The sequence below is a fragment of the Nocardia sp. NPDC055165 genome, from assembly GCF_053606985.1.
Map to the genome: position 1 here is coordinate 498,043 of NZ_JBSGSS010000004.1, position 21,882 is coordinate 519,924.

Here is a 21,882-nt window from a genome sequence, read left to right on the forward strand (position 1 = left end):
TGATCAGGTCAGCCGCGCATCGCCTGCATCAACTGGTCCTCGGTGAGGGCCGGAACCGGCAGGGGGTGCGCGGCTTTCGCGCGTAGGCCGTCGAAGATGAGGGCGAGATTGCGTCGCCAGAGGTCGGGGGCGACGGTGCTGGTGGCGGCGAGAACGCTGATGTGGGACCAGGTGATGAAGGCGATGTCCTCGAGGGTCCAGTCCGGGCGAAGGGCGCCGGCTTGCTGGGCGCGGACGATGATGCGGCGCATGAGGCTGTGGCCGTATTCGCGTGCGCGTTCGACGGCGGCGCTGGGGGGATTTCGCAGCGCGAGGTCGCCGAGAATGCGGTCGGACGCCTGGAGTTCGCAGATCTTCTCGACCAGGAAGACGAACGACTCCCACGGGTCGGTGATGTCGAGTGCCTGTTCGGCGACCCGGCCGCCCGCTTCCAGCCGGTCGGCCACGGCGGCGGCGATCAGTGCGTCGCGGGTGGGGAAGCGGTTGTAGAGGGTGCCGATCGCGACGCCCGCGTGGGCGGCGATGTCCTTGAGCGGAGCGTCGAGCCCGCGTTCTTCGAAGATCTCGCGGGCTGCCGTCACCAGCGCGACGCGGTTGCGTTCGGCGTCACTGCGCAACGGCTTGTCCTCGGGCATCCGCTGATCCTACAAATCCGGTGTCCGAAATATCTTGAGCATGGGTTCAACTTAGTGCTACGTTCGGCATAACTTGAACCAACACTCAACTTAGGGGTATCTGATGAGTACGCTCGCGATCTTCGGCTACGGACCAGGACTCGGCGCCGGGACAGCACGACACTTCGGCCGCAACGGTTTTCGGATCGCGGTGATCGGACGCGACCCGGTAGAACGCGCCGCGGCGCTGCGGGCGGAGGGCATCGACGCCGAACCGTTCATCGCCGACGTCACCGATCCCGCGCAAGTGCTCGACGTGATCGGCCGGGTCGAGGAGAAGCTGGGGCCGATCGACGTCGCGCTGCATGCGGCGGCCGCCGACATGTCGGTGCGCAGCGCCACGACCATCGACGTCGACCTGCCGTCCCTCGCCCTGCCGATCGCGCTCAAGGTGCACTCGCCGATCCTGCTCACTCGCGCCCTGCTGCCCGCGATGCTCGCCCGCGGCAGTGGCACGCTGCTGTTCACCTCCGGCGCCTCCGAGGAGTATTTGCAGCCCTACCTGGCCAATGTCGGGGTCGCGTTGGGGGCCCAGCGCGCCTACGTGCGGCAGCTGGCACGCGAAGTGGACGGCACCGGCGTCTATGTCGGGCTGTTCGCCATCGGCTCGCTCATCGAGAACAGCGCGGTCCAGTCGGTCATCGACGCGAATCCCGACCTCGTGCCCCCCGGACTGGTGCTGCCGCGGATCGATAATGCCGAGCTGGGCGCGCGGTTGTGGCGCATGTACACCGAGCGCGACACGGTGGAGGTCGAAGTCGGCTTCGCGTCTTGACCTTGACGTAGCGTCAACCTGCAGAGTGGAGGGACCGACGAGAAAGGGAGCAGGTCATGGTGGGTGAATGGTCCATTCAGGACCTCGCGAAGGCCGCGGGAACCACCAGTCGTACGTTGCGCCACTACGGGCAGCTCGGGCTGTTGGAGCCGAGCCGGATCGGGGCCAACGGCTATCGCTACTACGACCAGACCTCTCTTGTTCGGCTGCAGCGAATTCTGCTGCTGCGCGAACTCGGCCTCGGCCTTCCCGTGATCGCCGAGGTCCTCGCCGGGGAACAGGACACCGCCGGTGCGCTGCGCACCCATCTGGCACTGCTTCGGCAGCAGCAAGATCGGGTGGCGCGACAGATCGAATCGGTGTCGACCACTCTGCACAAGACGGAAAGAGGTGAACCACTCATGGCCGCAGAGGTTTTCGATGGTTTCGACCACACGCAGTACAAGGACGAAGTCACCGAGCGTTGGGGTAAGGAGGCCTACGAGAGCGGCGATCGCTGGTGGCGTTCGCTGACCGAGGCCGAGAAGAAGGGCTTCCAGCAGACCCAGCTCGACATCGCCACCGACTTCGGAAAGTCCTTCACCGCAGGACTTCCCGTGGAAGGCGACGTCGTCCAGGCGATCGTCACCCGGCATCGCGCCTGGCTCGGCGTCGGCACGCAGGGCAAGGCGGTATCGAACGAATACCTGCTCGGCCTCGGTGAAATGTACGTCGCCGACCCTCGCTTCCGGGGCAACTACGACGTGCACGGCCAGGGCGTGGCCGAGTACATCCTCGAAGCCTTCCGGGCTTACGTCGCAGCTCATCCCGCCTGAGCGGTTGACGGGCGCACGATCGGGTAGTGAGGTGACAATCGCCCACACCGTGCTCGATCGGGCGTCGCGCCGTATAACTGACGGCGACGTCGAGAAATAGCGGGGGCAGTGGTGGAACAGGTGCGGCCGGAGCGGCCTTCGCGTGCGGTGACCGCGCTGATCGCGGGCTGGCTCGGGGTGCTGGTCGGCGCGGCGGGAATCTTCGTCGGCACGGCGACCGCCGTACTCCGGGTGCTCGGGCGCGAGATCGACCTCGACTACGTGGGCGCGGGGATCGTCGGCGGGCTCGGGGTGGTGTATCTGCTCGGGGCGGTGCTGCTGTTGCGTCGGCGGATGCTCGGCAGGCGAATGCTGCTCACCATGGCCGCGGTGATGGCGGGGGCGACGTTGCTGGTCGTCGTGCTCAACGGGGCCGGTCACGGCTGGCGGTTCGGGCCGCTGGACGCGTGGCTGGCGCTCAACGTGGTGATCCTCGCGCTCAACCTGAGTGAGCCGACGCGGCGCTGGACCATCACGCGATAGGGCGTAGCGGTGGCGGTCGGCTCGACGCGCGTGCTTCTCGAACTCGGTACGTCGCGGCTGATGGCGCTACGGTCGGGGGATGGTCGTGCTGGAGACGAAGTCGAAGAGCGGTGAGGTGGCGGCGATCGTCGCCGGGTGCCTCGCGGGGATCGCCGCCGCGGCGAATCTGGTGGGTGCGGTGGTTCTCGTGCGGTCGTTCCTGAGCGATCCGGGCGAACTCGACGACTCGCTCACGCTGTTCGCCACGCTCGGCGGGCTGGTGTCGATGTTCGCGTTCGCTTACGGCGGCCTGCTGCTGGCGCGCAGGGACGACACCGGGCGCTGGGTGATCGTGGTCGCCGCCGGCGCGCAGTTCGCCCTCGGGGCGCTCGGCCTGCTCGCCGCGCTCGTGAACTACGACTCCGGGTACGGAATCCACTGGTTCGCCGACGAACCCGTCATCCGCTCGATTGCGACCGGCCTCGGCGGGGTACCCGGCGCGGTGACGGCGATCGTGAATCACAGTTGGGCGGCGGCACTTTCGGGCGCGCTGTTCGGTGGGCTCGTGCTGTTGTCCGCGGCACTGCCGTGGACCGCGGCCTACACACTCGCTCGCCCGGACGATGTTGCCGGACCGAACGTATAGTTTCAGCAGGTCAGCATTGCCGTGGAGGGTGCTGCGAGGCCGGGAAACGAGTTAGCGGCTTCAGGGACAGCTCGCCAGGAGGGGGAACACGATGGGGTATCCGTACGGTCCACAGCAGGGTCACGACCCGTATGCGGGGCAGGGGTATGCGCAACCCGGTTACGGACCCGACCCGTACGGCGGTCAGCCGGGCTATCCGCAACCCTACGGCGCACCCGTCCAAAACGGTTATGGCGCACCGGCTTACGGCGCCGCGCCCTATCCGTACGCCCCGGGCTACGGTGAGCCGCGAGCGGGCGGCGGCACGGCGATCACCGCCGCGGTCATCTCACTGCTGCTGTCACTGCTCGCACTGGCCGGCCTCGGTATCGCCGCGGCGATCCTGTTCGGCGAGAACACCGGAAGTGCCGCCGGGGACGAGGTTCGATCCGCGGCGACCGTCAGCCTGCTGATCGGTGCCGCGGTGGGCCTGCTGTGGTTGCTCGGCGCGATTCTGCTGTTCCGCCGTAAGACCGCGGGCCGGGTGATCCTCATCCTGCTGTCCACGCTTGCCCTGATCTTCAGCGCGATATCGATCGTAGCGGCGGTCTCGACCGGGTCGGAAGAGCCGACGGTCACCCTGGTCGGCGGGATAATCACCAGCATCATCCCCCTGCTGATCCTGGTTCTGGCGGCCGCTCCGTCCACGGGCCGCTGGATCCGGGCAGGGCGGCCGAGCGGCTATCAGCATTACCCGCAGTACTGACGGTCGACGCCAGCTGTTCGACCGGCAGTGATGGCCGGCAGGAGAGGATTCGCGGGGTAGCCGGACTGCCCACAGCAGGGCTACGACCCCTACGCGAGGCATCTACCGGCCGCTGGATCCGTGCCGGACGACCCGGCAGATACCCGCCTCAGGGGCACTGACGGTGGACTCGGGGCAGGCTCGCTTTCATCTGGGATGAATCGGCCCTGGTCAAGGCGTGGTCGGAGACTCCGCCGGGACAAACGGTGGTCTTCCGATACGCTGGGCACCCGTGACCGCCGCATCGTCCTCGGGTAACTCCGTCAACGCAGATTCCAATGCCCCGGCAAACCAGTACGACCTGATCGTGGTCGGCTCCGGTTTCTTCGGGCTGACCGTCGCCGAGCGTGCAGCGAACGTGCTGGGCAAGCGGGTATTGGTGATCGACCGCCGCTACCACCTGGGTGGCAACGCCTACTCCGAACCCGAACCGGAAACCGGTATCGAGATCCACAAGTACGGCGCCCACCTGTTCCACACGTCGAACAAGAAGGTCTGGGACTACGTCACCCAGTTCACCGAGTTCACCGGGTACCAGCACCGGGTGTTCGGGCTGCACAAGGGTCAGGCGTACCCGCTGCCGATGGGCCTCGGCATGATCTCGCAGTTCTTCGGCCGCTACTTCACCCCGGAAGAGGCTCGCAAGCTCATCGCCGAGCAGGCCGCCGAGGTCGAATCCGCCGACGCGCAGAACCTCGAGGAGAAGGCGATCTCGTTGATCGGCCGCCCGCTCTACGAGGCGTTCATCCGCGACTACACCGCCAAGCAGTGGCAGACCGACCCGAAGGAACTGCCCGCGGGCAACATCACCCGCCTGCCGGTGCGCTACACCTTCGACAACCGCTACTTCAACGACACCTACGAGGGTCTGCCCAAGAACGGCTACACGAAGTGGCTGGAGAACATGGCTGCCTCCGACCTCATCGAGGTCAGGGTGAACACCGACTGGTTCGACGTGCGTGACGAGATCGTCGCGGCCAACCCGGAAGCACCGGTCGTCTACACGGGCCCGCTGGACCACTACTTCGACTACGCCGAGGGCGAATTGGGCTGGCGCACCATCGACTTCGAGACCGAAGTCCTCGAGACCGGCGACTACCAGGGCACCAGCGTCATGAACTACAACGACGCCGACGTCCCGTTCACCCGCATCATCGAGCCGCGCCACTTCCACCCCGAGCGCGACTACCCGACCGACAAGACGGTCATCATGCGCGAGTTCTCCCGCTTCGCGCAGACCGGCGACGAGCCGTACTACCCGATCAACACCCCCGAGGACCGCGCCAAGCTGCTGGCCTACCGCGAGCGGGCCAAGCAGGAGACCGCCGAGAAGAAGGTGCTGTTCGGCGGCCGTCTGGGGACCTACCAGTACCTGGACATGCACATGGCGATCGGTTCGGCGCTGAGCATGTTCGAGAACGTGCTGCGTCCGCACCTGGAATCCGGCGCGGCATTGGTGGACGAGGCGTGACGAAAGCCATGCTCGAAGACGTGACCACCGAAACTCGCGCCATCTCGCTGCTGCAGCGGGTCATCCTGCCGCGGCCGGGTGAGCCCCTCGACGTGCGGACCCTCTACCTGGAGGAGTCCACCACCAACGCCCGTCGCGCGCACGCCACCAGCCGCACCGCGCTGTCGATCGGCGCGGAGTCGGAGGTGTCGTTCTGCACCTACTTCAACGCGCTGCCCGCCAGCTACTGGCGTCGCTGGAGCGTGCTGAAGTCGGTGGTCCTTCGCCTGGAACTGGCCGGGCACGGCCGCGCCGACGTCTACCGGTCCAAGGCCGACGGTTCGCGAATTCACGTGCAGGGCAAGGAGTTCGCCGTCGCACAAGGCGCGGACTCGGTGGTCGTGGAATTCGAGACCGATCTGGGCCCGTTCGAAGACGGCGGCTGGATCTGGTTCGACATCACCACCGACACGGCCGTCACGCTGCTGTCCGGCGGTTGGTACGCACCGCAGGAAGCGGCGGGCACCGGCTCGATCGCGGTCGGTATGCCCACCTTCAACCGCCCCACCGACCTGGTCAAGACGCTCGGTGCGCTCGGCTCGGATCCGTTGGTGCTCGGCAACATCGCCGCGGTGATCGTCGCGGACCAGGGCAACCGCAAGGTGGTCGACGAGCCCGGCTTCACCGAAGCCGCCGCGACCCTCGGCGATCGGCTCTCGATCTGCGATCAGCCCAACCTCGGTGGTTCCGGCGGATACAGCCGGGTCATGTACGAGGCACTCAAGACCGACGCCGAGTACATCGTCTACATGGACGACGACATCGAGATCGAGCCCGACTCCATCCTGCGCGCCCTCGCGTTCTCCCGGTTCGCGAAGTCGCCGCTGCTGGTCGGCGGGCAGATGCTGAACCTGCAGGAGCGTTCGCATCTGCACAGCATGGGCGAGGTCGTCGACCGCGGGATCTTCATGTGGTCCTCGGCGCCGAATGTCGAATACGACCACGACTTCTCGAAGTACCCGCTCAAGGACCGCGACAACTCCAAGCTGCTGCACCGGCGCATCGACGTCGACTTCAACGGCTGGTGGACCTGCGTGATCCCGCGTCAGGTCGCCGAACAGATCGGTCAGCCGCTGCCGCTGTTCCTCAAGTGGGACGACGTCGAGTACGGCCTGCGCGCCCGCGAAGCCGGCTACCCGACCATCACCCTGCCGGGTGCGGCGGTGTGGCACATGGCCTGGTCCGACAAGGACGACGCCATCGACTGGCAGGCCTACTTCCACCTGCGCAACCGCCTCGTGGTCGCGTCCCTGCACCTGCCCGGCGACGGCAAGCCGATGATCGTGAACACGATCAAGGCCACCCTCAAGCACCTGCTGTGCCTGGAGTACTCCACGGTCGCCATCCAGAACGAGGCGATCCGCGACTTCCTGGCCGGTCCCGAGGGTCTGTTCGACCTGCTCCCCACCGCGCTGGGCAAGATCCACGGCATGCGCAAGGAGTTCCCGGACGCCGTGGTCGTGCCCTCGTCCACCGAACTGCCGCTGGCCAACCGCCACGGCGTCGGCGCGGTCGGCGAACCGGGCAACCCCATCGCCAAGGTCGCGCGCCTGGCCAAGGGCGTGGTGCACAACTTCCGCAAGGCCGATCCGGCCGCCTACGAGACGCCGCAGCTCAACGTGCCGACGCTGGACGCGCGCTGGTACCTGCTCTCGCAGGTCGACGGCGTCACCGTGACCACCGCTGACGGCCGCGGCGTCGTCTACCGCAAGCGCGACCCGCGCCAGGCCCGCGACCTGCTCAAGGAAGCCATGCGCCTGCGCAAGGAACTCACCGCCCGCTTCCCGGAGATGCAGCAGCGCTACCGGGCCGCGCACGCCGAGCTCACCAGCACGGCGGCGTGGGAGAAGACCTTCGGCCTGAACGGAACCGCGAAGTGACCGACACCGAACTGCCCGAGCTCGAGCTGGCCGAGGAAGGCTGCTGCGGCGGCTGCGATTGCAGCGGCGACTACGTGGAGGTCCCGGTCGAGGTCGCGATCCTCAACGCCGTGCAGGGCACCATCGGCAGCAACCCGGCCGTCGTCTCCGCCGCGCGCGGCATGTCGCACTTCGGCGAGCACGCGCTCGGCTGGGTCGGCATCGCCGCCGCGGGCTGGCTGGTCGACAAGCCGCGCCGCCGCCAGTGGGCCGGTGTCGCGGTCGGCGCGGTCGGCGCGCACGCCGCGTCCATCGTGATCAAGCGGATCGTTCGCCGCCCGCGCCCCAACGATCCGTCGGTGCAGGTCAACGTGTCGACGCCGAGCAAGCTGAGCTTCCCGTCCTCGCACGCCACGTCCACCACGGCCGCGGCGGTGTTGCTCGGGCGGCTGACCGGGCTACCCTTGCCAGCGGTGATCGTCCCACCGATGCTGCTGTCCCGAGTTGTACTCGGGGTGCATTACCCTTCCGACGTGATCGCCGGTTCCGCTTTGGGGGCCGCGTCGGCTGCTGCCGTGCTAGCCGCCGAAAAGAGACTCCGACAGTGACCGCAACTGAAAGAACTTTGGCCCAGATGAGCGAAGAACCGTCCGCCGCCGTCCTTGACGAGGGTGCTGTGAAGGGCCCGCCGAAGACGCTGCTCGGTGGTGTCATCAAGGCCATGCGCCCACGTCAGTGGGTCAAGAACGTCCTGGTGCTCGCCGCACCGCTCGCCGTCGGGCCGGAAGCGGTGGGCGATGCGGGTGTGCTCGTGCATGTCGCGATCGCGTTCATCGTGTTCTGCATGGCGGCCTCGGGCATCTACCTGGTCAACGACTCGCTCGACGTCGACGCCGACCGGGCGCACCCGACCAAGCGGTTCCGGCCGATCGCGGCGGGCGTCGTTCCTGTCAACCTGGCTTACGCGCTGTCGGCGGTGCTGCTGATCGGTTCGATCGCCGGTTCGTTCCTGGCATCGTGGCACCTGGCCGTGGTGATGGCGATCTACATCGGCATCCAGCTGGCCTACTGCCTCGGGCTCAAGCACCAGGCCGTGCTCGATATCTGCATCGTGTCCTCGGGCTTCCTGCTGCGCGCCGTCGCCGGTGGCGCGGCGGCCGGAATCGCGCTGTCGCAGTGGTTCCTGCTGATCATGGCGTTCGGCTCGCTGTTCATGGCCGCGGGCAAGCGGTACGCCGAACTGGCGATCGCGCTCGACACCGGCGCCAAGATCCGCAAGTCGCTCGAGTACTACACCCCGACCTACCTGCGCTTCATCTGGACGCTCGCGGCCACCGCGGTCGTGGTCTTCTACGGCCTCTGGGCCTTCCAGCAGGACTCGGCTCGAGACACCCAGTGGTACTCGATCTCGATGATCCCGTTTACCATCGCAATCCTGCGTTACGCGGTCGACGTCGATGGTGGCGAGGCCGGTGAACCCGAAGAGATCGCGTTGGGGGACCGCATCCTGCAGTTCCTCGCTATTGCCTGGATCGGAGCGGTAGGTGTCGCTGTCTATCTCACCTGACGAGATGTTGGTAGCGGAGCAGGATTCAACCGAAGACGAGCAGCTACGCGACGACGAGTCGCCGCGTCCTGACGCGCGTTCCTCGGTTCTGTCCCGCGCCATCTTCGTCGGTGGGGTGGTCATCACCGCCGCGCTGTTCACGGTGGGTGCGTGGCAGCGGCGCTGGATCGCCGATGACGGCCTGATCGTGCTGCGCACGGTCCGCAACCTGCTCGCGGGCAACGGCCCGGTCTTCAATGCCGACGAGCGGGTCGAGGCGAACACCAGCACCGCGTGGACCTACCTGGTCTGGTTCTTCTCCTGGCTCACCCAGGCCCGCCTCGAGTACGTGGTGCTCGGGGTGGCGCTGGTGGTCTCGGTGCTCGCGGTGGTGTTCGCGATGCTCGGCACCGCGCGGCTGTGGGGCGGAACCAGCGGTCAGTTGCTGATCCCGGCCGGTGTGCTGGTCTACATCGCGCTTCCGCCCGCGCGTGACTACGCGACCTCCGGGCTGGAGAGCGGCCTGGTGATCTGCTGGGTCGGGCTGCTGTGGTGGTTGATGATCCGCTGGAGTCAGGCCGCCGTCGTCCGCGTGCCGAGCCTGTTGGGCCTGGTGTTCCTGGCCGGGCTCGCGCCGCTGGTTCGTCCCGAGGCCACGCTGATCGGCGTGCTCGCGCTCGGGATGATCTTCCTGGCGCCGATGCCCGCGTTCCGGTTCGGGCCGATCGCGCTGCGGGCGCTGATCGTGTTCGTCGCCGGGATCGTGCCGGTGGGGTACCAGATCTGGCGAATGGGCTACTACGGCCTGCCCTACCCGAACACCGCGGTCGCCAAGGACGCGGGCGGGGCCAAATGGGGGCAGGGCGCCATCTACCTGTGGGACCTCGTCGGTCCGTACTACCTGTGGATTCCGCTGCTCGTGCTGCTGATCGCCGGTGTGGTGGCCGGGGTCGCGCGCGGCTTCGCGCTGCCGCCGTTCTCGGTGGCGGGCCTGCGTGCGTGGCTGCGTTCGCCGAGCGCGGTCGTGGTGATGGTGCTCGGCAGCGGTCTGCTGCTCACCGTGTACGCGGTGCGCGTCGGCGGCGACTTCATGCACGGGCGGATGCTGCTCACCCAGCTGTTCCTGCTGCTGTTGCCGGTGGCCGTGGTCCCGATTCCGGTGCGATCGCGGCGCAGCGACTGGTCTGTCGGACTGCTGTTGATCGCGCTGCTCGGCACCGCGGGCTGGTCGCTGTACGCGTCGAACACGACGGCGATCACGACCGGCACGAAGATCCGCTCGTCGGGCATCGTCGACGAGCGCATCTACTACGTCCTCAACACCGGCCGCGACCACCCGATCCTGGCCGAGGACTACCTCGACTACCCGCGTATGCGGGCCATGGTCAACGACATCGCCGCCAACCCCAAGGGCGGCCTGCTGCTGAACTCGCCCGCGTTCACGTTCTGGTACCTCGACCCGCCGCCGGAGCCGATCCCCGAGGAGGGTTCCGGGCACACGGTCTACTTCCTGAACCTGGGCATGACGAGCATGAACGTGCCGCTGGACGTCCGCGTGATCGACCCGATGGGCCTGGCCTATCCGCTGGCCGCGCACTCGGACCGGCTCGCTGACGGCCGCATCGGCCACGACAAGAGCCTGCTGCCGGACTGGGTCGTGGCGGACTCGGGCATGGTCGACATCCACCCGTGGATGCCCTGGTACATGGACGAGAAATGGGTCACCCAGGCGCGCACGGCGATGTCGTGCCCGCAGACCCAGGCGCTGATGATCTCTGTGCGCGAACCGCTCACCCTGGACCGGTTCAAGCACAACTTCCGCAATGCCCTCGCCTTCTCGAAATACCGGATCGACCGGGTGCCCAAGTACGAGATCCAGCGTTGTGGGCTGGTTGATCCTTTCCCGGAGCCCCCACGCTGAACAGGCCCGGCCGGTCGGTATCGATACCCGTCGACCTATGACACACACCGGCTGGCCAGGCCTTATTTAGTGGTGTTCGCCGCTAAATCACTTTTCGGTAACGCCAAGCTATGTATGTAGCGATATGGTCACTGGAGGAACGGCCCGTCGGCGCACTGGTGTGCCGGTAACTAGTCGGCGGTCATTGCAACCGCGGTTCCGCGCGAACCGCATGAGGAAAGGCCCATAACAGAATGCGTGGCGGACGTCTCAGAGCCCGGGGAGCCGGCTGGCTCAAACGATCGGTGCTTCTCTCCCTGGCTGTAGTGCTGCCGATCGGTGCGGCTGTGGCCGGTCCCACCGGCACCGCGACGGCGGCCTTCGATCCCACAGGTTTCGACTTCTGGGTCGACTCGGAGATGGGCCCGATCAAGTCGCGGATCTTCCGCGCGGCCGATGGCAACACCAATCGGGTCGTGTACGCGCTCGACGGTATGCGTGCGGGCGACGACCTCAGCGGCTGGGAGAAAGACACCAATGTCGCCCGCGCGCTGATGGACGCCAACATCAACGTCGTGATGCCGGTCGGTGGCCAGTCCAGCTTCTATGCCGACTGGAACGCGCCGAGCAGCTTCTTCGGCCTCGACGCCGGTTCGGGTGGTAGCTCCACCGGTTCGGCGGCGACCGGTTCGGCGATGACCGGTTCGTCGGTCGCGCCCACCCAGGTGGCGGGCAAGAAGAACACCTACAAGTGGGAAACCTTCCTCACGAGCCACCTGCGCAACGCGCTGTCGGCGCGCTTGGGCTTCAACCCCAACAACAACGGCGTGTTCGGTCTGTCGATGGGTGGCTCCGCCGCGCTGACGCTGGCCGCCTACCACCCCGACCAGTTCAGCTTCGCGGGCTCGTTCTCCGGGTACCTGAACATCTCGGCACCCGGTATGCGTGAAGCCATGCGCGTGGCGATGGTCTCGGCGGGCGCGTTCAACATCGACGCGATGGCGCCGCCGTGGGGCCAGCAGTGGTTCCACATGGACCCGTTCGTCTTCGCCCCGCGCCTGGTCGGCAACGGCACCCGCATCTGGGTCTCCGCGGCCAGCGGTATCCCCGGCGCCGGTGACGTGTCCAACCCGATGGAGATCGTCCAGGGCGTCCCGCTGGAGCTGCTCGCGATGGTGAACAGCCGCGCGTTCCAGGTCCGGATGGCCACCCTCGGTGGCGGCAACGCCCACTTCGACTTCCCGATCACCGGCGTGCACAACTGGCGCAACTGGGAGACCGAAGTCAACCGCATGATCCCGGACCTGTCCGCGAACATCGGCTAGTCACTCCAGCTCCACCCGAAAACCGCCCGGTGCCTCGTCAGCGCCGGGCGGTTTTCTTCGTTTTCGTCACGATCCGAGCCACAGGCGGTGACGAATCATGTGCGACAGATCACCGGGAGTTGTGCTCTGGGTCACTTTCCAGCAACATGTAGACCATTCGTCACCGATTTATACACAGTGAGCATGCGTCGAGGTTGAATCGTCCGTTTTGCCCTGGATTGGTTTCTCTCGACGTCCGATGAGGGATCCGACTGCGTAGCTCGGGATTTGCGCGTTCGGTCTGCGAGAAAGGTCTAGTCGAATGCGAACACTGCGCCGCAAGCGTAGGCCCGTGAAGACCGCAGCCCCTGGTTCGTGGGCTCGGCGCTGGGCCGCGGGCGTATCCATGGCTCTGCTCGTTCCGATCGCGACGGCCGTCACCGGAGGAATCGCCCCCGCCTCGGCCGGCTTCAACGGCAATGCCTTCGATTTCTGGGTCGATTCCGGGATGGGTCCGATCAAGTCGCGCGTGCTGCGCGCCGCCGACGGCAATACCAGCCGTGTCGTCTACGTCCTCGACGGCATGCGCGCACCGGAGACGCTCAACGGCTGGGAGATCGAAACCGATATCCCCAACGCGCTCGCCGCGGCGAATATCAATGTGGTGATGCCCGTCGGCGGCATGTCGAGCTTCTACGCCGACTGGAACGCGCCGAGCGATTTCTTCGGTATCGCGGGCAACGGTGCGCCGTCGTCGGGTTCCGGCGCGGGCAACGCGCTGGCCGGTGGACCGGGCAAGAGCTACCGCTATCAGTGGGAATCGTTCCTCACCGGCGATCTGCGCAACGCGCTCGCCGACCGCCTCGGCTTCAACCGCTTCCGCAACGGCGTGTTCGGCCTGTCGATGGGCGGCTCGGCCGCGCTGACGCTGGCCGCCTACCACCCGGACCAATTCTCCTTCGCCGGTGCGTATTCGGGGTACCTGAACATCTCGGCGCCCGGCATGCGCGAGGCCATCCGGCTCGCGATGCTCGACGCGGGCGGCTACAACGTGGACTCCATGGCACCGCCGTGGGGCCCACAGTGGCTGCGGATGGACCCGTTCGTGTTCGCCCCCAACCTGGTGGGCAACAACACCCGGCTGTGGATAGCGGCCGGCTCAGGCTTGCCGACGAGTACCGACGGCCCGAACATGGGCACCGTCAACGGGATGGCGCTGGAAGCCTTGGCGCTGGCCAACACCAAGGCTTTCGAAGTCAGGATGGCGACGCTGGGCGCCCGTAACGTCACCTACTCTTTCCCGGCCTTCGGCATCCACGCCTGGAACAACTGGAATGACGAAGCACTGCGGATGATCCCGGATTTGTCGAACAACATCGGCTAGCCGATCTCCGGAAACGCCCGGCGCATAACTGCGCCGGGCGTTTCTTTTCTCCCGCTGACCCCTCGCCACGTCCGTCTACCAGGGTTGATCGGGCCAGCCCGACACGCCGCCCATACGGGCATTTCACAGCCGACTTCTGTTGGCCTTGCAGTTAATTCGTGCGTGGAATATCCTCCAGCGAGCGTAAGTGTGACCAGATCGTTGTTTCATCCGTCTGATCGACCGGGCTGTCGGGGCCGCGTCGAGGACGGCAGACGAGGCTGGCATGCCATAACAGCAGAAAGAGAGCGGAATTCACATGCGTTTCGGCAAGGCCGTCGCGCCGGCATCTCGTGGTTGGCGTAATCGAATTCTAGCTGTCGGCGCTGCAGCCCTTGTGCTGCCGATCGCCGCGGGAGCGGCCCCGACCGCGCTTGCCGCACCATCGGTGTCGGCACCCGTGTTGCGCGCACCGGCCGGTGGCTACGAAGAACTCATGGTGCCCTCGAAGATGGGCCCGGTGAAGGTCCAGGTGCAGTGGGCGCGCAACGGCGGCAACGCCGCGCTCTACCTGCTCGACGGCCTTCGTGCCCGTGACGACCGCAACGCCTGGTCGTTCGAGACCAACGCGATGCAGCAGTTCAGCAACGACAACGTCACCCTGGTGATGCCGGTCGGTGGCCAGTCCAGCTGGTACGCCGACTGGACCGCCGCCAGCAACACCAACGGCCAGAAGACCACCTACAAGTGGGAGACCTTCCTGACCGAAGAGCTCCCGGCCTTCCTCGAGGGCTACGGCGTGTCCCGCTCGAACAACGCGGTGCTCGGCCTGTCGATGTCGGGTCCGGCCGCGCTGCGCCTCGCCGCGCTGAACCGCGATCAGTTCAAGCACGCGTCCTCGCTCTCGGGCCCGCTGAACTGGGGTGCCCCCGGCATGCGTGAGGCCATCCGCGTGATGATGCTCGACGCGGGCCGTTTCAACGTCGACGCCATGGCCGCGCCGTGGAGCTCGGCGTGGCTGCGGATGGACCCGATGGTGTTCGCCCCCGAGCTGCGCGGCCTGCCGCTGTTCATCTCCTCGGCCAACGGCCTGCCCGCCCAGCACGACAAGCCGGCCGGCCTCGGCGGTGCCTACAACACCGCCAACGCGATGGGCATCGAGGCCATCTCGTTCGTGAGCACGCTCGCGTTCCAGCGTCGCCTCAACACCCTCGGCATCAACGCCGTCTACGACGTCGGTGCCGCCGGTACCCACTCGTGGAAGTACTGGGAAGACGAGCTGTGGAAGGCGCGTCCGCACATCCTGAATGCACTGGGCGCCTAGTAGTTTCCGCTCAGCAACAACTCGAAGACCGGCTCACCCCCAGGGTGGGCCGGTCTTTTTGCTGCGCACGCGGCTCGCGTGTCCTCCCCAGTTATCGCTCGTTATTGCGGTACAACCGACGGTGATGCTGTGTCCCAATTCCGGGATGAGGAGGGTCGCGTGTGATGAAACATCGTGTCTCGGTTCATAGTGTTTCAGCGCCGATGCGGCGGATCCTCGGCATCGCGGCCATGGCGGCGGCGCTGCTCGCGCCGACGATCACCGTTCCGGCGCAGGCGCAACCCGCGGTGTCGGCGGTGCAGCGGGTGGACTGGCTCTCGGATCGGCGGGTGGCGCTGTGGGTGTACTCGGCCGCCATGAAGACCCCGATCCAGGTGCAGATGCTGTTGGCGCGGGACTGGAATGTGCGCCCCGACGCGAAGTTCCCGATGATGCTCATGCTCGACGGTCTGCGCGCGCAGGACGACGAGAACGGCTGGACCAAAGACGCCGACGCCGAGGGTTTCTACGCCGACAAGAACGTCAATGTGGTGCTGCCGGTGGGTGGTCAGTCGAGCTGGTACTCCGACTGGCTCGCGCCCGACAACGGCTTCACCTACAAGTGGGAGACCTTCCTGACCAAGGAACTCCCGCCGATCCTGGAACGGGACTGGCGAACCACGGATGTGCGTGGCGTACAAGGACTTTCGATGGGCGGCACGGCGGCGATGAACCTCGCGGGCCGCAATCCGGGGCTGATGAAATACGTGGCCTCGTACTCGGGCCTGCTCACCACGACGACACTCGGCATGCCGCAGGCGATCACCTTCGCCAACAAGGACGCGGGCGGTTTCGACGCGGGCGCGATGTGGGGCCCGCCCGGCAGCCCCGAATGGGAGGCGCACGACCCGTACCTGCTGGCCGACAAGCTCAAAGGCGTGAGCATGTACGTCTCCAGCGGCAGCGGCCTGGCCGGCTCGCACGATCAGCTCGGCGAAGTGCCGTTGATGAGCGAGAACTGGGCGGGTACCGGCCTGGAGATCCTCTCGCGCCTGTCGACCCAGAATTTCGTCGCCAAGCTGGAGAAGCTGGCGATCCCGGTGCAGGCGAACTACCGGCCCGCGGGCACCCATACCTGGCCGTACTGGGATTTCGAGATGCGTCAGTCGTGGTCGCAGGCCGCCGCGGCGCTCGGGACCGATCCCGGCGGCGCCACCTGCACGCTGGGCGGGGCGATCGCCGGGGTCGCGCAGGCGGCGAACTGGCTGGGTAACTGCCTCACCGCCGAATACCCGGCGGGCACCGGAATGGTGCAGGACTTCCCGAACGGCCGGGTGTTCCATTCCGCGGCGGCGGGCACGCACGCGGTGGGCGGGCGCATCGGCGGCACCTACGCCGGTATCGGCGGACCGGCCTCGCCGCTCGGCATGCCCACCGGCGACGAGCACGGCCTGCCCGACGGGCGTGGGCGCATGCAGACCTTCGAAGGCGGCTCGATCTACTGGACCCCGCAGACCGGCGCGCAGGTGATGCGCGGCGCGTTCCTCGAGGAGTGGGGCAAGCAGGGTTTCGAGGGCGGTCCCGCCGGTTACCCGGTGGCCGCCGAGGCGCGCACACCCAGCCGTGACGGCTCGGTACAGGCCTTCGAACACGGTCCGATGTTCTACAGCCCGGCCACCGGCGCACACCGGGTGCAGGGCTTCGTCCTGGACAAGTACAGCCAGCTCGGCTTCGAGAACAGCCCGCTCGGTTTCCCGGTCGCCGAGGAGGCGCCGCTGAAGGATCTCGGCCGATTCAGCCGGTTCGAGGGCGGCAACATCTATTGGAGCCCGCTCTCGGGCGCCTGGTCGGTGCGCAACGGCGCGCTCGCCGACGCCTGGGGCGCGCAGGGGTTCGAGAACGGCAGGCTCGGGTATCCGGTGAGCGACGAGTTCACCGTTCCCGGCGGAATCCAGCAGAACTTTCAGACCGGGTTCATCGTGGTGCGAGACGGCAAATCCGAAGTCCACGGGGTGTGATCTCGGGCTGAGAACTCTCTGAGCTTCGCCGCGCAGTGCCCGGCAGTGCCGATCCTCCGGCTAGCCTGGTCTGCGACCGCTTCCCTGACGAACGATCGAGGAAAGACATCTTCATGCATCGGATCCCTGGCACGGTAGCCGGATCGGTCGCGGCCCTGGCTGCCGTCGCCCTGTTGTCCGCCTGTGGCGGCAACGACTCGACCGCGTCGCAGACGCCCACCCTGTCCACCAGCGCGGCCGCGAAGTCGACGACGACGCCGCCCGTGGTCATCGAGCCGCCGGCCGAGGCCCCGTCGAGCACCGCGCCGGAGACCAGTGCGCCCGCCGAGGAGCCGACGCCCCTCCCGCAGACCAGCGCCGCCGCACCCGCGACCGGCAAGGACAAGGCGTTCCTGGACGAGCTGGCCAAGAACGGGATCACCCCGGGCGACCAGACGACCGCGATCACCACGGCGACCTACATCTGTTCCACCAAGGGCACCGGTGCCAGTGACGCCGACGTGGCCACCTTCGTCGCGGCGATGGCGGGCACCGACCCGTCCTTCGACGCCTCGAAGATGGACGTCAACAAGGCAGCACAGATCTACATCGCTGCCGCGAACTCCACCTACTGCTAGTGACGCCCCGACCGACGCGACGCACCCGCAGGTTCTGGCCTGCGGGGTGCTTGACCGTGCTGGCGCTGCTCGTGCTGGCGATCATCGTCATCGTGCTGCTCTGGTACCTGCTCGCGGGCCGGTTGAAGGAGCCGGGGCCGACGCCGCCCGGCCCGCCGCCGCCGACGTCGCAGTCGGCCGATTGCCCCGATGTGATGCTGCTCTCGATCCCGGGCACCTGGGAGTCGTCGAGCGCCGACGATCCGTACAACCCGCAGGCGAACCCGATCTCGTTGATGCTCAGCGTGTCCGGGCCACTGCGCGCGCAGTTCCCGGACAACCGGCTCGAGGTGTACACGGTTCCGTACGTGGCGCAGTTCTCGAACCCGATCGCGTTCCCGCCCGACGGTCAGGCTTCCTACAACAACAGCCGCACCGAAGGCACCGCGCGCGCTACCGACGTGCTGGCTCAGCGCCACAAGGAATGCCCGTTGACGAACTTCGTCATCGCGGGCTTCTCCCAGGGCGCGGTGATCGCCGGTGACGTGGCCGCCCAGATCGGCGCGGGCAACGGCCCGATCCCGGAGGCCAACGTGCTCGGCGTGACAGTGATCGCCGACGGCCGCCGCACCGCGACCGGCCCGGGGCAGCCCACCGAGATCGGTGATCCGCCGCCCGCCGGCGAGGGCGCCGAGGTGGCGCTCAAGGGCGTCAACGTGCCAGGCATCAGCATGACCGGGCCGCGGCCCGGCGGTTTCGGCACGCTGGCACCGAAGGTGAACTCCCTCTGCGCGCCCGGCGACATGATCTGCGACGCGCCGCGCCAGGCGCTCAATCCGGCCAACGCGCTGGGCAGTCTCGCGGCGCTGATCCGCTCGGCGGGTAACCCGGTGCACGCGCTGTACGCCTCGAACACGGTGGACGGCAACGGCACAACGGCCACTCAATGGACGGTGAATTGGGCCGCGGGGCTCATCGAGAACGCGCCACATCCGCCCCATTCCTGACGGAGTTGTCACAGTCACAGTGGGGGCGTGATTGCCATGGATCATGCCTCGCTGTGACATCCGCACGCCGGATCGCTCACACGCTGTAAAGTGCGCTGGGAATTGCGCCCGAGTACACACCAGCCAGGAGCGAAGAGTTCATGACCGAAGCTGCCGCACCCGTCGGTGAGTTGACCGCGCTGGGTACGCCGCTGCGTCCGTTCCGCTTCGGAGCGGCCGGAGAGGGCAACAAGCAGGAAGGTGGCGCGCGCAAGTTCGTTCAGACGGCGCAGGAAGCCGAAGAGATGGGTTACGACACCTTCTTCGTTCCTGATCACCTGGGCGATCAGATCGGCCCGATCGCCGCGCTGGGCGCACTCACGCAGGCCACCTCCAAGATCCGCCTCGGCACCTCGGTGCTGGCCAATGGTTTACGTCATCCGGTCGTGGTCGCCAAGGAGCTGGCCACCCTCGACGTCCTGTCCAAGGGGCGCCTCGAGGTCGGCGTCGGCGCGGGCTGGATCAAGGAAGAGTTCGACAACGCGGGCATCGCGTTCGAGCGTCCCGGCATCCGGCTGGAGAAGCTCGACGAGTCGCTGACCATCCTGGACACGCTGCTGCGCGGCCAGGAGTGCAATTTCGAGGGCAAGCACTACCAGGTGCGCGGCATCAAGGGCACGCCGCGCCCTCGGCAGGGCCCGCGCCCGCCGCTGTGTACCGGTGGCGGCGGTCCGAAGATGCTGGCGCTGGCGGCCAAGCACGCCGATATCGTCTCGGTCGTCCCGCAGACCACCAAGAACGGCAAGGGCCTGCTCTCGGGCATTACCCTCGAGAAGACGATCGAGAAGGTCAACATCGTCAAGGCCGCTGCCGGTGACCGGTTCGCCGATATCGAACTGAACTGGGCCATCACCGCCATCGTCATCACCGACGACCGGGAGAAGACCGCCGAGATGGCGCTGCGCGCGATCGAACGCGGCCTGCATCCCGACCTCGAAGTCGACGTCGAACTGACCGTCGAGGAAATCCTGAGCTCGCCCTACATCGCGATCGGCACGTTCGAGGAAATCGCCGAACAGGTCAAGCGTGTGCGCCAACTCACTTCGATGTCGTATGTGGGCATCTTCCCCACCCAGATGGACGCATTCGCGCCTGTCATTCCGCTGCTGCGGGAGGACTGAGCGGGGGCTCTCTGTAACATGACTCTGGTTTGAGAACATCTAGCCGATAGCGGTCACCGCGCAGACCGCTCGAAAATCCGCAGGTTGTCGACGCACGTTCGTGTGAGTTCGACGGCCGGTGGCGATATAGCGAGTCGAGGCCGCAGAGCTTGTCATCGCGTCCTCGCAAGGAGAAGAAGGAATGGAAGAGACTTTCGACGACTACCTGGACGCAACCGGGAATATCAACATTCCCGAGGGTCGGACCCTGGTCGATCACGTCGAGAAGCACACCCGTAACGATGCGAATACGCTCGCGTACCGCTACATCGACTATTCGCGGGAACGCGACGGCGAGGTGCACGAGCTGACCTGGCAGGAGTTCGGAGTACGGCTGCGCGCGGTGGCCGCTCGCCTGCAACAGGTGACCAACCCGGGCGACCGGGTTGCGATCCTCGCGCCGCAGGGCCTGGATTACGTGATCTCCTTCTTCGCGGCGATCTACGCCGGCACCATCTCGGTGCCGCTGTTCGATCCCGACGAGCCGGGTCACACCGACCGCCTGCACGCTGTCCTCGGTGATTGTGAGCCCTCGGCGATCCTCACCGCGACCTCCTCGGCCGCCGGTGTGCGCCAGTTCTTCCGCTCGCTGCCCGCCGCGCAGCGCCCGCGCATCATCGCCGTCGACGCGATCCCGGACACCCTCGGTGACTCCTGGGTGCGCCCCGACACCGCGATCGACGACATCGCCTACCTGCAGTACACCTCGGGTTCCACCCGGGTGCCCGCCGGTGTGGAGATCACCCACCGCGCGGTCGGCACCAACCTGCTGCAGATGATCAACTCGCTGAACATGAACGAGAACTCGCGCGGCGTCACCTGGCTCCCGCTGTTCCACGACATGGGCCTGCTCACGGTGATCCTGCCCGCGGTCGGCGGCAAGTTCATCACCATCATGTCGCCGAGTGCGTTCGTGCGTCGTCCCTCGCGCTGGATCAACGAGCTGGCCGCCGTCTCCGACGGTGCGGGCACGTTCGCGGCCGCGCCGAACTTCGCGTTCGAGCACGCCGCCGCGCGTGGTGTGCCCAAGGCGGGCGAGTCGCTGGACCTGTCGAACGTGATCGGCCTGATCAACGGGTCCGAGCCGGTGACGGTCTCCTCGATGAAGAAGTTCAACGAGGCGTTCGCGCCGTACGGTCTGCCCAAGACCGCGATCAAGCCCTGCTACGGCATGGCCGAGGCCACGTTGTTCGTCTCGGCCACCCGCGCCGAGGACGAGGCCAAGTACGTCTACGTCGACCGCAACGAGCTCAACGCGGGCCGCATGGTGCGCGTCGACCAGTCCGACGAGACCGCCATCGCGCAGGTGTCGTGTGGTTACGTCGGGCTGTCGCAGTGGGCCGCGATCATCGATCCCGAATCGGCGGACACCGCGCAGGGTCGCGAGCTGCCCGACGGTCGGGTCGGCGAGATCTGGCTGCACGGCAACAACATGGGCATCGGTTACTGGGGTCGCCCCGCCGAGTCCACCAAGGCGTTCCGCAACAAGGTCACCGAGCCCATCGAAGGTGGGCACACCGACGGCACCGATCCCGATGCCGACTGGATGCGCACCGGCGACTTCGGCGTGTACTTCGAGGGCGAGCTCTACATCACCGGTCGCGTGAAGGACCTGGTGATCGTCGACGGTCGCAACCACTACCCGCAGGACCTGGAGTACTCCGCACAGGAGGCCTCCAAGGCGCTGCGTCCCGGTTTCGTCGCGGCCTTCGCGGTGCCTGCCAACCAGCTGCCCGCCGAGGTCTTCGCCGCCGACAGCCATTCCGGCCTGAAGTTCGACGTCGACGACGCGTCCGAGCAGCTGGTGGTCGTGGCCGAACGTGGCCCCGGCGCCGGTAAGGCCGATCCCGGCCCGATCGCCGACGCGGTGCGTGCCGCGGTCTCGATGCGTCATGGCGTGACCGCTCGTGACATCCTGCTGGTCCCCGCGGGTTCCATCCCGCGGACCTCCAGCGGCAAGATCGCCCGGCGCGCCTGCAAGGCCGCCTACCTCGAGGGAACGCTGCGCGGTGGTTACACCCAGCAGGCTTTCCCCGATGCACCGGAAGAGTAATTCGGCACGTCCGAAAAGGAGGTGACGTC

Annotated in this window: 19 protein-coding genes; 18 read left to right on the forward strand and 1 reads right to left on the reverse strand. The window is 67.1% G+C overall.

Features of this window, described 5'->3' with window-relative positions; genetic code table 11:
* Positions 1–8: 8 nt before the first annotated feature.
* Positions 9–635, reverse strand: a complete 627-nt coding sequence (locus tag ACWFRF_RS11670; RefSeq protein ID WP_378989485.1) for a TetR/AcrR family transcriptional regulator — start codon at positions 633–635, stop codon at positions 9–11.
* 103 nt (positions 636–738) lie between these two features.
* Here ACWFRF_RS11670 and ACWFRF_RS11675 point away from each other — a divergent pair, with 103 nt between their 5' ends.
* The 18 genes from ACWFRF_RS11675 (at position 739) to fadD32 (ending at position 21,853) form a co-directional block, all read left to right on the forward strand.
* Positions 739–1,449 (forward strand): SDR family NAD(P)-dependent oxidoreductase, encoded by a 711-nt coding sequence (locus tag ACWFRF_RS11675; RefSeq protein ID WP_452449857.1) that lies wholly within the window; start codon positions 739–741, stop codon positions 1,447–1,449.
* A 56-nt stretch (positions 1,450–1,505) separates the two neighbouring features.
* Positions 1,506–2,264 carry a MerR family transcriptional regulator gene (locus ACWFRF_RS11680; RefSeq protein WP_452449858.1) on the forward strand — a complete coding sequence of 253 codons (759 nt, stop codon included), beginning with the start codon at positions 1,506–1,508 and terminating at the stop codon, positions 2,262–2,264.
* Positions 2,265–2,375: 111 nt separating this feature from the next.
* On the forward strand, positions 2,376–2,786 hold the full coding sequence (locus ACWFRF_RS11685; protein WP_452449859.1) for a hypothetical protein: 411 nt from the start codon (positions 2,376–2,378) through the stop codon (positions 2,784–2,786).
* Positions 2,787–2,865: 79 nt separating this feature from the next.
* On the forward strand, positions 2,866–3,411 hold the full coding sequence (locus tag ACWFRF_RS11690) for a hypothetical protein (protein ID WP_452449861.1): 546 nt from the start codon (positions 2,866–2,868) through the stop codon (positions 3,409–3,411).
* 91 nt (positions 3,412–3,502) lie between these two features.
* Complete coding sequence (locus ACWFRF_RS11695) at positions 3,503–4,156, forward strand: hypothetical protein (protein ID WP_452449863.1); 654 nt, start codon at positions 3,503–3,505, stop codon at positions 4,154–4,156.
* 271 nt (positions 4,157–4,427) lie between these two features.
* On the forward strand, positions 4,428–5,666 hold the full coding sequence (gene glf / locus ACWFRF_RS11700) for a UDP-galactopyranose mutase (protein WP_378989491.1): 1,239 nt from the start codon (positions 4,428–4,430) through the stop codon (positions 5,664–5,666).
* An 8-nt stretch (positions 5,667–5,674) separates the two neighbouring features.
* Positions 5,675–7,585, forward strand: a complete 1,911-nt coding sequence (locus ACWFRF_RS11705; protein WP_378989552.1) for a glycosyltransferase — start codon at positions 5,675–5,677, stop codon at positions 7,583–7,585.
* Positions 7,586–7,659: 74 nt separating this feature from the next.
* Complete coding sequence (locus ACWFRF_RS11710; RefSeq protein WP_364403367.1) at positions 7,660–8,172, forward strand: phosphatase PAP2 family protein; 513 nt, start codon at positions 7,660–7,662, stop codon at positions 8,170–8,172.
* Positions 8,173–8,198: 26 nt separating this feature from the next.
* Positions 8,199–9,131 carry a decaprenyl-phosphate phosphoribosyltransferase gene (locus tag ACWFRF_RS11715; protein WP_378989492.1) on the forward strand — a complete coding sequence of 311 codons (933 nt, stop codon included), beginning with the start codon at positions 8,199–8,201 and terminating at the stop codon, positions 9,129–9,131.
* A 4-nt stretch (positions 9,132–9,135) separates the two neighbouring features.
* Positions 9,136–11,031 (forward strand): flagellar motor control protein ZomB, encoded by a 1,896-nt coding sequence (gene zomB, locus ACWFRF_RS11720; protein WP_452449864.1) that lies wholly within the window; start codon positions 9,136–9,138, stop codon positions 11,029–11,031.
* A 233-nt stretch (positions 11,032–11,264) separates the two neighbouring features.
* Positions 11,265–12,335: an alpha/beta hydrolase gene (locus tag ACWFRF_RS11725; protein ID WP_378637999.1), complete on the forward strand. Its 1,071-nt coding sequence runs from the start codon at positions 11,265–11,267 to the stop codon at positions 12,333–12,335.
* Between the two features lie 301 nt (positions 12,336–12,636).
* The gene (locus tag ACWFRF_RS11730; protein ID WP_452449866.1) at positions 12,637–13,698 is read left to right on the forward strand and encodes an alpha/beta hydrolase; all 1,062 of its coding nucleotides are present in this window, start codon (positions 12,637–12,639) and stop codon (positions 13,696–13,698) included.
* 298 nt (positions 13,699–13,996) lie between these two features.
* Positions 13,997–15,001, forward strand: coding sequence for an alpha/beta hydrolase (locus ACWFRF_RS11735; protein ID WP_378989495.1), 1,005 nt, complete (start codon positions 13,997–13,999; stop codon positions 14,999–15,001).
* A gap of 203 nt (positions 15,002–15,204) precedes the next feature.
* Positions 15,205–16,998, forward strand: coding sequence for an alpha/beta hydrolase-fold protein (locus ACWFRF_RS11740; RefSeq protein ID WP_387445966.1), 1,794 nt, complete (start codon positions 15,205–15,207; stop codon positions 16,996–16,998).
* Between the two features lie 113 nt (positions 16,999–17,111).
* Positions 17,112–17,615, forward strand: a complete 504-nt coding sequence (locus ACWFRF_RS11745; protein WP_378989498.1) for a DUF732 domain-containing protein — start codon at positions 17,112–17,114, stop codon at positions 17,613–17,615.
* Positions 17,609–18,601, forward strand: a complete 993-nt coding sequence (locus tag ACWFRF_RS11750; RefSeq protein ID WP_378989553.1) for a cutinase family protein — start codon at positions 17,609–17,611, stop codon at positions 18,599–18,601. Before ACWFRF_RS11745 ends, ACWFRF_RS11750 begins: the two co-directional genes overlap by 7 nt.
* 140 nt (positions 18,602–18,741) lie before the next feature.
* On the forward strand, positions 18,742–19,761 hold the full coding sequence (locus tag ACWFRF_RS11755; protein WP_378638012.1) for an LLM class F420-dependent oxidoreductase: 1,020 nt from the start codon (positions 18,742–18,744) through the stop codon (positions 19,759–19,761).
* 181 nt (positions 19,762–19,942) lie between these two features.
* Entirely contained in the window at positions 19,943–21,853 is a 1,911-nt protein-coding gene (gene fadD32, locus ACWFRF_RS11760) for a long-chain-fatty-acid--AMP ligase FadD32 (protein WP_452449869.1), read from the forward strand.
* Positions 21,854–21,882: the final 29 nt, after the last annotated feature.

Bases quoted from the DNA above. Each gene is read 5' to 3' on its own strand.
- ACWFRF_RS11670 (WP_378989485.1), bottom strand. From the start codon at position 635: ATGCCCGAGGACAAGCCGTTGCGCAGTGACGCCGAACGCAACCGCGTC.
- ACWFRF_RS11675 (WP_452449857.1), top strand. From the start codon at position 739: ATGAGTACGCTCGCGATCTTCGGCTACGGACCAGGACTCGGCGCCGGG.
- ACWFRF_RS11680 (WP_452449858.1), top strand. From the start codon at position 1,506: ATGGTGGGTGAATGGTCCATTCAGGACCTCGCGAAGGCCGCGGGAACC.
- ACWFRF_RS11690 (WP_452449861.1), top strand. From the start codon at position 2,866: ATGGTCGTGCTGGAGACGAAGTCGAAGAGCGGTGAGGTGGCGGCGATC.
- ACWFRF_RS11695 (WP_452449863.1), top strand. From the start codon at position 3,503: ATGGGGTATCCGTACGGTCCACAGCAGGGTCACGACCCGTATGCGGGG.
- ACWFRF_RS11705 (WP_378989552.1), top strand. From the start codon at position 5,675: ATGCTCGAAGACGTGACCACCGAAACTCGCGCCATCTCGCTGCTGCAG.
- ACWFRF_RS11715 (WP_378989492.1), top strand. From the start codon at position 8,199: ATGAGCGAAGAACCGTCCGCCGCCGTCCTTGACGAGGGTGCTGTGAAG.
- zomB (WP_452449864.1), top strand. From the start codon at position 9,136: ATGTTGGTAGCGGAGCAGGATTCAACCGAAGACGAGCAGCTACGCGAC.
- ACWFRF_RS11725 (WP_378637999.1), top strand. From the start codon at position 11,265: ATGCGTGGCGGACGTCTCAGAGCCCGGGGAGCCGGCTGGCTCAAACGA.
- ACWFRF_RS11730 (WP_452449866.1), top strand. From the start codon at position 12,637: ATGCGAACACTGCGCCGCAAGCGTAGGCCCGTGAAGACCGCAGCCCCT.
- ACWFRF_RS11735 (WP_378989495.1), top strand. From the start codon at position 13,997: ATGCGTTTCGGCAAGGCCGTCGCGCCGGCATCTCGTGGTTGGCGTAAT.
- ACWFRF_RS11740 (WP_387445966.1), top strand. From the start codon at position 15,205: ATGCGGCGGATCCTCGGCATCGCGGCCATGGCGGCGGCGCTGCTCGCG.
- ACWFRF_RS11745 (WP_378989498.1), top strand. From the start codon at position 17,112: ATGCATCGGATCCCTGGCACGGTAGCCGGATCGGTCGCGGCCCTGGCT.
- ACWFRF_RS11755 (WP_378638012.1), top strand. From the start codon at position 18,742: ATGACCGAAGCTGCCGCACCCGTCGGTGAGTTGACCGCGCTGGGTACG.
- fadD32 (WP_452449869.1), top strand. From the start codon at position 19,943: ATGGAAGAGACTTTCGACGACTACCTGGACGCAACCGGGAATATCAAC.